Consider the following 11,954-nt stretch of genomic DNA (forward strand, 5'->3'; position numbering starts at 1 on the left):
AAAACGGGCAAGCTGCTAATCTTCGTTTATGAATCGAATCTTACCGGCTATGCTGTTTCTTATTTCATTTCCAACTTTAATCTTTGCAGATACAAAACCGACGTTTGATATTCGAAAAACAGCGGTGTTAATCATGGATTATCAAAATGCAATTATCAACGGTGGATATATGAAGACCTCCGAAGGAGTTCTAGTAAAGGCCGACAAGGTGCTTTCGGAAGCGAGAAAAATCGGACTCCCGGTAATTTATATCGTTGTCGGCTTTCGCCCCGGATTTCCAGAAATTAGCCCGAATAACCTGATGTTTAGCTCCATCAAAAAGTCCGGTGGATTAGGTCAGGATCCGAAATTGTTGGCAATTCATTCCTCCGTTTCACCGAAGCCCGAAGACATCATAATTACGAAACACAGAGTCGGCGCGTTCCTAGGTACGGACTTGGATATGATCTTGCGAGCAAAAGAAATCAATACGATAGTTATGTTCGGGGTCGCGACGAGCGGAGTCGTTCTCTCCACGTTACGTCATGCATCGGACGCGGATTATAAGAGTATAATACTCAAAGACCTCTGTGCGGATAAAGATCCGGAGACGCACCAAGTATTGATGGAAAAAGTATTTCCCAGACAAGCCGAAATCATATCTTCCGACGATTTTCTGGCAGCTCTTGCTAAATCGGCAAAGTAGCCTTTGACTGGCGAGTCCAAAGTCTCACTCGAGTAAATTCTCGGTGAGTTTTTAGGCAACGGCAACTCTCCTTTGATTTAAGAATCGATAAGGATCAGGTTTTAAAAAACTCGACGTCGCCTTTCAAACTTGCAGCCTGATGAGCGAGTTTTTCCGCAAGGTTGTCTATGTCGCTCACCACTCTATTTAACAGTTCGGTCGTTTCGGATATCGATACGATGGTTTTGGAAAATTCCGCCGACGTCTGAGACTGTTCTTGCGTATGATTTCTAATTTCGTCCGCCGATCGAGATAAATCCGTAAATGCGGATCGAACATTGCCGCTCGCGGAAAGTTGGGAATCCGACAAATCGGCGACTTCGGATATTCGATCTAGCGTGATCCCTACTGTTTGTCCTATCTTTTGAAAGATTGTCTGAGTCGATTCGATCACTTCCCGGCCGCTTTTCGTCGCGGTTAAAGCTTCTTGAATTGCAGCCCGAATTCTCTTCGCATTCTCTTGGGTCTGTTCCCCTAGTTTAGAAATTTCTTGAGCGACCACTGCAAATCCCTTTCCGGCCTCGCCTGCCCTTGCGGCCTCGATTGCGGCATTTAAGGAGAGTAACCCGATTCGATCGGTAATCTCGTGAATGACATTTACTGTGGCTCCCATTTTAGAAGTACTCTCTTCAATGTCTGCCATAGCCTTTTTGGTTCCGAGCAGCGCCTCTTCGCCTTTTGCCGTCTCGAACTTCATCTTATCCGCATCGCTCTTAGTTTCCGAAAGCGCCAGGTGAACTTGTCGAATCCGACCGTCCAATTCCGCCAAGGAATCGGTCGCTTTTTGCGTGATTGCCGCCTGCCCGTCGGCACGGGAGGCTGTCGAACTTACCGATGCCGCAATCTCCTCCACTCCGGCGCTCATTTGCTCCGTAGCCGCGGCCTGCTCCTGCATCTTTCTAGATAGTTCTTTCGTATTCTCTTCCAAAATTTTGGAACTGCCCGAAAGTTTTTCGGCTTCTCGAATCACACTCTTCACGATAATTCTAAGTCGTTTAACGAAATCGTTTAACGATTTACTACTATTGCCCAATTCGTCCGTAGAGAGCATCGGCAATTCTATCGTCAAATCTCCCTTCGACATTTCGTCGAATGCTTTTACCATATTTCCGGAATTCTTCCGAATGCTAGCTGCGAGTAAATAGGAGGCGACCGCAACCGTGATCAACATAAAGAACACTGTAAGCGCGAGCGGAGTAGTCACATCTCCAAGTTTAACCCAACCTTTGGTTTCCTCGAAAAGCAAATAACCGAAGATGACTACCGGTAATAGGGAAATTGACGCAATCGTAGCGAATATACGGGAGAAAATCGAAACTTTCCTGACTGAAGAAGCTTGCGTTTGTATGCCGCTTAACATATCGGATTCAAGAACCGACGAAAGAATCGATTCGGTCAAAAAGAAATGGGATACCCCTAAAATCGGATAGATGATTGCCGGAAGAAAGGCAAACGGTAAAGATTCGAGAAAAGTCGGCTGAAAGGAAAGATGCATAATCCGCCAAGCCGAGGTTATTCCGTAACTCCACTGAATTACGTAAAAAAAAGTATTCAAAAGAGGAAAGTTGAGGATTCTCGCTTTCGTCCGTGATTTACCGGCCGCGTTTAATTTACTCCATTCTTCGGGTTCAAGGACTCTGAGAATTCTACCGAGATAGAAAAACCGAATGGCAGGCACGACGAAAGAGGTCACGAGCGAAATGCAGGAGCTGATGATCAACGCTAAGGATTTATGAAAGTCGTAACCACCCGCGGCAATAATAAACAAGACTGCTAGAGGAACTGCTAAAATGGAAGTTAACACTTCCATTCCTATCGTAATTTTCCAACGTAGTTTGCGGGATTCCCTCTGATTCATAATCTAACTTTCCGTATTTATATATATAGAAACAATAAATTTCTTTAGTTTCAAGATATATGACGAAATCCCTAAAGTCTTGCACACAACTTTCTTAGGTCCCGCGTTATGACACGAAACAATCAACCAAAAAGCCGGAATTCCGACACACCTGCGCCTCTTTCGAATCATGTCTTCGAATACTTTCGAGGGTAAATATGGCCGCCCCCTCTCTTTCGTTCGGGCCGGGCTATTTCGGGTTCGTCGCATAGCGACTCATCCCTCGCAGAAATCAATACCTCAAAAGAAATATTCCCGAAGCTTTGCTCGGGACTGCCGCCCTGCATATCCCTGGCGGTTCGAAATCCGAAATTCTACCGGCGTCGAAGGCGCCGTGCAAAAACGGTCTTTCAGATTACTTTCCGTTCGAACCGAACGAATTGTATAATAAATTTAGTATATACCGATCGGATAAAGGCAGCATATCAATTTCTCTTGGAAAATTTTTTCTCCAATAATGATCGCATAGTATGGAGATCTTTCAAAACCCAATCCCGGTCTTCTTTAAATTTTTCCGATGTCATATCGGCAAGACGGAACAAAGTTAAAATAAGTTCGCAACCGGAACCGTTCGAAATCAAGCGCATAGGAATATATATTTCATTTCCCGATTCAAGAATCACGTAATGATCGAGCACCCCGTGAATATTTCTATCGGTAAATCTTGCCCGCAAATTCCCCTCAGGCGCTTCGATCAACCATTCGTCACCCTCTCCCGGAGAAATGGATTTACATAAGCCGGAAGCCCATTCGGGGAAATTACGAGGCTCGGATAGGAAATCATAAACGATTTGTTTGGGTAAATCGACCGAAATACTTAAATGCAAAACTTCAAAAATATCATTCATGCTTAAAAATCCCGAGATTTACGTTCTATGCGATCCGAAAGAATCGACGGAGAATTCCCGTTACATTAATCTGTTGTCAAATCGAGATTAAAAGGAATTTACGGTCTTCTTTTTGAAATCAAGAGATCCGCATGTCCAGGGCTTTCATACCTTTTCGAGTATTTATTTCTAGGGTTTCTAGTACTACTACTTTTACTTGGCCCTTCCGCTATTTCGACTTTGTATCGAATTCTATCGCTTCCTTTCCGTCTCAAAAACCGTGTACTTTTTTCATCCCAGCAGAATCTTAACCATCTCTTTTTACATTTCTTCCTCCTCTACCTCTGCACCAAGAATCATTCTTCTGCACCTCGGGCAATTCCGATCTCAATTTATCCTTTCGCTCTTCTTTCGGAGAATTCTCCCAATCCAGTCGATACGATACTGGAATTGTTATGGATCTCCCAAAAAACGACTTCCCCTTCAAACGCATCCGTTCTTAGTTGAATCTTCTGACAATTTTTAGCTTATATTCAAACGGTTTCCCATTCAGGAAAATCGGCGGATAAAGATGCACATCACATTATCGATATGAAAGCGATTACAAAATCTATCTGGATTCTCTCGTTCATCAGTTTGTTTACGGATATTGCCAGCGAAATGCTATATCCTATACTCCCTCTGTACTTAAAAAGCATCGGGTTTTCCGTTTTATTAATCGGAATCTTAGAAGGTTTCGCGGAAGCAACGGCGGGTTTGAGCAAAGGATATTTCGGAAATCTTTCGGACGCGAGTGGCAGAAGGGTCCCCTTCGTACAATGGGGATATTTTTTAAGCGCTCTTTCCAAACCGATGATGGCGTTATTGACTGTCCCGGTATGGATCTTCTCCGCGAGAACATTGGATCGATTCGGAAAGGGATTACGAACCGGCGCTCGTGACGCTTTATTATCCGAAGAAGCCACACCGGAAACGAAAGGAACCGTTTTCGGATTTCACCGTTCGATGGATACTCTTGGCGCCGTAATAGGTCCCGTCTGTGCTATTATCTATCTGCATTTTTTTCCGGACGATTATTCCTCTCTTTTCTATTGGGCCGTAATTCCGGGTATTCTTGCCGTGATTACTTCCCGATTTCTAAAGGAGAAAAAGAAGGCTACCTCTTCCCCGACGGTAAAGCCGACGGGATTCTTCTCGTTTTTGAATTACTGGAAAGAGAGTCCCGCCGCATACAGACGTTTGTCGATAGGGTTGCTCGTTTTCGCTTTAGTGAATAGCTCCGACGTTTTTTTGCTGATGATGGTTAAGAATAAAGGGTTTACCGATTTGGAAGTGATTGGGGTTTATATTTTCTATAATCTAATCTACGCAATCGCATCCTTTCCGGTCGGAATCCTATCGGATAAAATAGGATTAAAGCGGATTCTACTGCTCGGCTTGGGTTTGTTCAGCATAGTCTATTTTGGAATGGCCTTTGCGGAGAAGAAGGAATTCTTCTATCTATTATTTTTCATCTACGGAATTTATGCCGCGTCTACGGAAGGAATCACGAAGGCGTTGATTACGAATATTACGAGTTCTAACGACGCGGCCACTGCAATCGGAACATTCGCCGGACTCAATAGTCTCGCGGCTCTGCTTGCCAGCTCGTTTGCAGGACTCTTATGGTACGCATTCGGCGCGCCTATCGTCTTTATCGTTTCCTCCATAGTTGCAATTTTTGTTCTACTTTATCTAGCTTCTTTTAAAACTGTTTCGGGTAAAAATTAATTATCTTCCCTGATTAAACGACAAGCTCGAATGATCCAAATTCTCTCGGGAAAGTTCACGCGGTTTCATAAGAGAATATATAATAAAAATATAATTAGTCTTAAGAGTCAGGAATCGGAGCCGATTCGACTCTTTATTTCAAAGGTTATTCCCCGCTCGCTTCGAATCAGCGGAATCGGATCAGCGCTACCTTCCAGCCAGGCATCGAAATTTTCTTTCGCGATGGTCCCAGGCTGGTGATCCCCTACCGGAGTCATTTCCAAAGACGCCGGAACGGTAATAATGGCGAATCCCGGTATAATTTTACCGTTTTCATGGTAATGCACATGTAAGCCCGCAAAGGCGAATAATTCGTCGGACTTATGAAAAATTTCAACATTGACCTTCTCTTCCTCGGAAATCACTTTCCATTCGAAAAAAGAACTCGCGGGAATAATGCAACGGGAATCCTTATCTTTGATCGCGTCCTTCCAAAGCGGAGACGTCTTAATACTTTCAATTCGAGCGATCGTTTCGTATTTTTGACTCTTACTATTCCAAATTCCCCATTTATAATTCCTGAGAATACGGTCTTCTCCCTTTGAAATTAAAACCGGAGCGATATCTCCGGGCTCAACGTTTCGATTCAATCTGTATTTTTCACCGATACTCTCGGGTTCACCGTTAATTTCAAACTGTGAAATGATTTGATCGGCTACTGCATTGATGCTATAAGAATCGCACATTGATTAATTTTCGAAGGAGAAAGGAAGAAAATCAATCGATTTTCGGATAAGTGTGACTAAGCCGAAAGATGTATATAATCATATATCCGTCGTTAGGTTTAACCTTCCAGTTTCCATAATGCGATCCAATCTGTCGGAAATATTCACCGAGTCTAGCGATAATCCCATAATGGAATCTTAATTGTTTTCTTCGAAGAGTCCCAATAATGCCTCCGCGTTTAAAATCTCGATTTTACTTCCCGTAGAGGAAACCAATCCTGCGGCTTTCAATGCACGCAATTCCCGAACTATGACTTCCCGCACCGTGCCGATCGAATCGGCCAAGTCTTGCTGCGACATTCTCACCGATAGAAAAGGAGGTTCCGATTGGCTTACCGCTGTCAAGAGTAGATGACGTGCCAATCGTTCTCTAACGCTTGTAAAGGCAACGCCGTAAAGTTCCCGAAGCACGGAATAGACCCTCGAAGCGCATTCTTCGGCAAATATCCAGGAGAGTTCCGGAGAACGTTTTCCGTATTCCTTAATATCGCGGAACGAAATTGCGAACACTTCGGAGTCGCTTAACGCTTGCACATAAGTATCATCGGATTCCTTTATCGTTCCTCGATTGGCAAGCGCCCCGACTAAACCCATCACCTCTCCGGTTCGTGCATAGCGAACGGTCGCCTGCCTGCCGGAAGGAGACGAAAGATACAATCTAAAAAAACCGGAAAGAACCAGCCCGGCGTACGTGGCCTCTTCAAATGCTTGGTGTATGACTTCTCCGGCGGAAAATTTTACGATCCTGCCCCGTTGAAACAAAGGCTCGTACGACTCTTTTCTAATTCTCGAAAAAATACTCAGCTGAATCGCTTTTAAAACTTTTTCAGAAAAATCCACGTAATTCTTTCCTCTATTCCAAGAATAAAACGGAAACTGGAACAAAAGTTCCAGCACAATTGAATGCGTTCGCTTATTCTTCGAATCAATGGATCGACTCCCGATTCGGAGACGATCCCGGAGGTAACGATGTTAAGTAAAGATGTACGGTGCATAACCGCGGGAATTCCGTTGTTCTTTAGCGCCTTAATTGTCGGAGGATGTTTTCTAGGCCCTCCCCTACGTAAGGATTTTCGGGATTGGCAAAAGCTTGCAGAAAAAAGTATTCGGTTTTCCGATTGGAAGGAAGTTTTTTCCCGTCCGGTTAAACTCAATGTGACTGCAATCCATACAGGATATGTTTTAACGGGGCCGTCCATTCTGATCGACGGGAACGACCCGAACACTCCGGCATCGGAGAAAAAAGAGCAATGGGTTCCTTCGCTGAGTTATCTAGTCCAGCATCCGAAATTCGGTAAATTCCTAATGGATTCAGGAGTTCCTGCCGTAAACGACGAAGGTAAATGCGATTTTAGCCTGATAGGTTCTTTCTATAACATTCCTTGTAAATCCGAAAAGGGATCGGACATAGGCAGTAGATTAACAAAGATGAATATTCCGAATACGGATATTATTTTCGTAATCGTCTCTCATTTGCATTGGGACCATATAGGAGGAATGGAATCCTTGCGCAAAAGAGGACCGATCCGAATTCTCGTATCAAAGGAGGAGGCTGAAGACGCAGGTAAACCGTTCGCGATTTTTCACGGATATGCTCCTAAGGCCCTATCGATCGATTTTGAAGGCTCCGTTCTGCCGGACCTAAACTATTATGAAATGCCGATTTTAGGAAAGGTTTTAGATTTATTCGGAGATGGATCGGTTTGGATAATTCCGGCATTCGGACATACTAAGGGAGAAATAGCCGTGCTCTTAAATGCCGAAAATGAACCTTTGCTTTTCACATTCGACGCATCTCACTTGAAAGCCGGTTTCGAGAAAACGATTCCTCCGGGAGCGACTGTAGACCGAAAAGAGAGCGTCGCCGCGTTACGAAAATTGAATTCTTTTTCGAAGGCATTTCCGAAAATAAAAGTAATTTACGGGCATGAGCCTACCCAATGGCAAGGAAAGAACCCGATCTCCTTACTTGCAGGCGATTCATTACAGAACATTCGTCGATGAAATTCTCTAGGCGGAGATTCGGTTTTCGATTCCGTTTCATACGAGTTCCTCATTATGAAACGCGAAAAATCGGATCTCTTCCCTTACAGAATCGAATTCTGCTAATTCGCTTTTACGAACGATAAGTCCGAATTAAGATTCGAATTTAATTCTTGTTGACCCGAATATCCGATCTAACAGTCTTACTTCGCGTCAAGAAACTAGGGCCGGAATATGTCGATTCGAAATGTTATATTAATTTTGTATTTTGTGCAATTGGTATTCACAATCCTCTTGAGATATCTTTCTTACATGGGGGATGTTTCGCCGGAAATGCACGAAACTATTTTAAAATATTTTACGGAGGAGGATATTCGGAACGGAATCGAATATGAACGGAGAGGTTTCTTTGCGTCGTTAGCTTCCGATTTGCTCGACTTTCTATTAGCCGGCTTGATCGTATTCACGCCGCTCTCGATCAAACTGGAAAACTATCTACTAAGAAAAACTAATAACCGATTCTATCTGTCGGTAGCGTTATTTTTACTGATTTTGAGTTTTGCAAAATTCCTAATCGAATTGCCGTTTAGCTTTTATTTCGGATACGTATTGGAACACGAATTCGGATTTTCGGCGATGACGATTTCCGATTGGATTATCTTTACGGGCAAATCACTCGCGGTCGGAATCGTAATCATGACTTTGATCGGTTTAGGTGCCGCATATATTTTACGAAGGTTTCAGGATATTTGGAAATATCTTATACCGTTAGGTGCGCTCGTTTTAGGGTTGTTATTCTCCGTTTTATTTCCGATTTTAATCACTCCCATTTTTTACGAATATCATCCTATCGAAGAAGGTAGCTTGAAGCATAAAATCGTCCAGCTATGCGATCGTGCAAAGATAGAAGTTTCGGAAGTTTATATAATAAATGAAAGCAAATACTCCGGGCACACGAACGCTTATTTTACCGGTTGGGGATCCAACCGTAAAATCTTTCTGTATGACACTCTAATTAAGAATCATACCGAAGAAGAAGTAATCAGCGTATTAGGGCATGAGATCGGACATTGGATTCACAATCATCAAATTAAGGATATCGGCATTAACACTTTAGAAACCTTAGCACTTTGCTTTATTCTCAGTTTTATATTTTTGAGAGTGAAGCAGGAAGGAAAAATCCCGCTAAAGGAGTTTTATTCGCCTTCTACATTGCCGTTTCTTTTTTTGATATTATCCCTAATCGGCACTCTTACCAAACCGGCTTGGAGTACGTTTAGCAGAACGCAGGAAGCGGAAGCGGATATGGAAGCGCTGATTCTCACGAACGACAAGAAAGCTTTCATCGGCGCCGAACAAAAATTAGCAAAGGATAATAAGTCGCGGTTAAATCCGAACCGATTGGAAGTGATTTATAACCACTCCCACCCGACGACGCTGGAACGAATCGAAATGGCCGAAAAATATTCGGCTCCTTAAATCGAAATATTTTGTTTTCGTCATACATTAATCATTCTATGTTGACTTACGACTTAAGTCCTTATATGGCAAGTTGTCCGGGAGAGAATCGATGAAACCTGCAAGTACGAATTGGAAAGAGGATATCGCGGCGGATGAAGAAGCACGATTTACGGGATATTCTAAACAGTTCCAGTCCATTCAACAGGAAAATTCAAAACTGTTCGGGAAAGGCAGAACTTTACACCGCAACCAATTATTAGGGATGAAGGCGAAATTAGAAGTTCTCCCGAATTTGCCGGAGCATGCAAAGCAAGGACTCTTCGCGAAACCTGGAATTTTCGATTCCTGGATTCGTCTTTCTAGCGGAAGCATGAAAATCCAGCCCGACTCAAAGGGCGATATTCGCGGTTTTGCGATTAAAGTACTCGGCCTCAATTCTCCTGGAGCGTTAGAAAATGGGAATACAACTGCCCAGGACTTTCTGCTCATTAATCTGGAAACATTCTCATCGCCGAAAAGCGACGAATTTGTCGGTTTAGTAACGGCAGTGGCAAAAGGCGGCGGCGCACTTCTAAAATATCTTTTTACGACTTACGGGTTTTTAGGAGCATTTTCAAGGATTCGAAACGCTGCAGCTACGTTTAATAAACCGTTTAGCGGATTCGCCACGGAACGATTCCATAGTGCAGCTCCGATCTCGTGGGGCCCGTATGCGGTACGCGTTCGTCTTTTACCGCCGGAAAATCAAGTCCCGTCTAAGGACGCCTCGAATCATTGGGGTACTGATATGAAGACGCGCCTAGCAAAAGAGCCGCTTGTTTATTCTTTTCAAGTCCAGTTTTTCGTGGATGAGGCGACGACCCCGATCGAAGACGCCTCCAAGAATTGGGCCGAATCGGAAGCTCCTTATATAACCGTTGCTCGACTTACGATCCCTCGGCAAGAATTCGGCGACCAAGAAGCGATTTTATTCCAAACAAAAGTGGAAGAATCCATTTTTGATCCATGGGAAGCGCTGATGGAACATCGTCCTCTGGGAGACGTGATGCGTGCTCGAAAATACGTTTACTTAACGAGCCAAAAAGGAAGAGGAGCCGTTTAAGGAACGTTCTGCGACCGTGAACATTCAGGTATAAACGAAATTTTGCATAGAGTAAAAGAAATCGATTTTCGATAAATCTTCAGAAAGCCGGTCTTTTCGGTTGAACTTAGGATTATTTCTGCTAAAATTGCGATACTTCATGTCATAGATTCCGTCTCCTAACGATGCGATGCATTTCGGAAAACGAGTCTTTATCGAAAGGGAAATCCTATGCATTTTTATGAAACTATCTCCGACGCAATCGCGGGCTTGAAAACGGAAGGTTACTCCGAAGACTTTAATCTTTTATGGAATATGCATCGGAAAGACAGTGAAATCTTTAACTCTCCTCAAAATTTCAAAGTAGATAAATTCTATCGATTTGAGGGCAGCACCGACCCCGCGGACGAGGCCATCGTATATGCGATTTCATCCTCCAAATCTTCCCATCGAGGAATTCTCGTAGACGGTTATGGAATTTCATCCGACGAAGGCACAGGTGACTTGGTCGCTCGGCTATTAAGCAAATCCGGAGAACGATAATCTTATTTTGCGAGAACCTTCCGGAGCTTCCAAATAGTTCTATTTTCTCCGAACTCGGATAGAGAAGACTTATGCACTCGTTTCAAAGGAGTAGAAATGAATTCTTTCTATAAAGATAAGGTCGTCTGGATCACCGGCGCGTCGTCCGGTATCGGGGAGGCAATCGTTCAGGAACTTTCCTCTCAAGGAGCAAAGATCGTCCTTTCGGCTCGAAGAGAGAAGGAACTCAAAAGAGTCAAAACCGAAAATAAATTGACTGATTCCAATTGCCTGATCCTTCCGTTAGATTTAGAAAATTATAATTCTTTAAATAAGTTTCCGTCAAAAGTAATCAAGAAGTTCGGTCGAATCGACGTCCTGATCAATAACGGGGGAATCAGCCAGCGATCTCTCGCTCACGAAACTTCGGTCAAGACCTACGAGTCTCTTATGAACGTGAATTATTTCGGCAATATAGCGCTGACTCTTGCGGTGCTCCCGCTTATGCGAGAGCGAAGCACCGGATGGATTTCTTCGATTTCAAGCGTTGCCGGCCTATTCGGGGTTCCGCTGAGAACCGGCTATTCCGCTACCAAAGCCGCGTTGACCGGTTTTTATGAAGCATTGAGGGCGGAAAATACCGATGCAAAAATCAAAGTCACCTTAGTCTATCCCGGTTTTGTCAAAACGCAAATTTCCAATAACGCTTTGAAGGGCGACGGAAAAAAACAGGGCAAGATGGATCATGTGATATCGAACGGAATCGATCCGAACGAATGTGCAAGACGAATTTTGAATGCGATTGCCGGCGAAAAACTGGAAGTCATCATTGCCGGACCGCGGGAAAATTTCGGAGTTTGGCTGCACAAATTTTTCCCGACTCTTTTTGCTCGCTTTATTGCAAAGGCGAAAGTCACCTGACCCG

Annotated in this window: 11 protein-coding genes; 7 read left to right on the forward strand and 4 right to left on the reverse strand. The window is 43.7% G+C overall.

Annotated features, from left to right (window positions below):
* Positions 1–28 precede the first annotated feature (28 nt).
* Positions 29–685, forward strand: a complete 657-nt coding sequence (locus LEP1GSC058_RS19480; RefSeq protein WP_016551469.1) for a cysteine hydrolase family protein — start codon at positions 29–31, stop codon at positions 683–685.
* Positions 686–779: 94 nt separating this feature from the next.
* Here the strand turns inward: LEP1GSC058_RS19480 and LEP1GSC058_RS19485 are convergent, their stop codons facing one another.
* Positions 780–2,582, reverse strand: coding sequence for a methyl-accepting chemotaxis protein (locus LEP1GSC058_RS19485; RefSeq protein ID WP_016551461.1), 1,803 nt, complete (start codon positions 2,580–2,582; stop codon positions 780–782).
* A gap of 464 nt (positions 2,583–3,046) precedes the next feature.
* Entirely contained in the window at positions 3,047–3,469 is a 423-nt protein-coding gene (locus LEP1GSC058_RS19495; RefSeq protein ID WP_016551436.1) for an SRPBCC family protein, read from the reverse strand.
* A gap of 570 nt (positions 3,470–4,039) precedes the next feature.
* Here LEP1GSC058_RS19495 and LEP1GSC058_RS19505 point away from each other — a divergent pair.
* Positions 4,040–5,218 (forward strand): MFS transporter, encoded by a 1,179-nt coding sequence (locus tag LEP1GSC058_RS19505; protein ID WP_016551428.1) that lies wholly within the window; start codon positions 4,040–4,042, stop codon positions 5,216–5,218.
* Between the two features lie 107 nt (positions 5,219–5,325).
* Here the strand turns inward: LEP1GSC058_RS19505 and LEP1GSC058_RS19510 are convergent, their stop codons facing one another.
* Both LEP1GSC058_RS19510 and LEP1GSC058_RS19515 read right to left on the reverse strand, forming a co-directional pair.
* Positions 5,326–5,943, reverse strand: a complete 618-nt coding sequence (locus LEP1GSC058_RS19510; RefSeq protein ID WP_016551451.1) for an SOS response-associated peptidase family protein — start codon at positions 5,941–5,943, stop codon at positions 5,326–5,328.
* Between the two features lie 177 nt (positions 5,944–6,120).
* Complete coding sequence (locus tag LEP1GSC058_RS19515; protein ID WP_016551387.1) at positions 6,121–6,822, reverse strand: Crp/Fnr family transcriptional regulator; 702 nt, start codon at positions 6,820–6,822, stop codon at positions 6,121–6,123.
* Positions 6,823–6,951: 129 nt separating this feature from the next.
* Between LEP1GSC058_RS19515 and LEP1GSC058_RS19520 the strand changes: the two genes are divergently transcribed.
* The 5 genes from LEP1GSC058_RS19520 (at position 6,952) to LEP1GSC058_RS19545 (ending at position 11,950) form a co-directional block, all read left to right on the forward strand.
* Positions 6,952–7,986 carry an MBL fold metallo-hydrolase gene (locus LEP1GSC058_RS19520; protein WP_016551409.1) on the forward strand — a complete coding sequence of 345 codons (1,035 nt, stop codon included), beginning with the start codon at positions 6,952–6,954 and terminating at the stop codon, positions 7,984–7,986.
* 213 nt (positions 7,987–8,199) lie between these two features.
* Complete coding sequence (locus LEP1GSC058_RS19525) at positions 8,200–9,444, forward strand: M48 family metallopeptidase (RefSeq protein ID WP_039948902.1); 1,245 nt, start codon at positions 8,200–8,202, stop codon at positions 9,442–9,444.
* Positions 9,445–9,535: 91 nt separating this feature from the next.
* Entirely contained in the window at positions 9,536–10,528 is a 993-nt protein-coding gene (locus LEP1GSC058_RS19530) for a catalase family protein (RefSeq protein WP_016551453.1), read from the forward strand.
* Positions 10,529–10,738: 210 nt separating this feature from the next.
* Positions 10,739–11,050 (forward strand): hypothetical protein, encoded by a 312-nt coding sequence (locus LEP1GSC058_RS19540; RefSeq protein WP_016551447.1) that lies wholly within the window; start codon positions 10,739–10,741, stop codon positions 11,048–11,050.
* A 96-nt stretch (positions 11,051–11,146) separates the two neighbouring features.
* Positions 11,147–11,950 (forward strand): SDR family oxidoreductase, encoded by an 804-nt coding sequence (locus LEP1GSC058_RS19545; protein ID WP_016551407.1) that lies wholly within the window; start codon positions 11,147–11,149, stop codon positions 11,948–11,950.
* Positions 11,951–11,954 lie beyond the last annotated feature (4 nt).

Source organism: Leptospira fainei serovar Hurstbridge str. BUT 6 (assembly GCF_000306235.2).
Lineage (GTDB): Bacteria > Spirochaetota > Leptospiria > Leptospirales > Leptospiraceae > Leptospira_B > Leptospira_B fainei.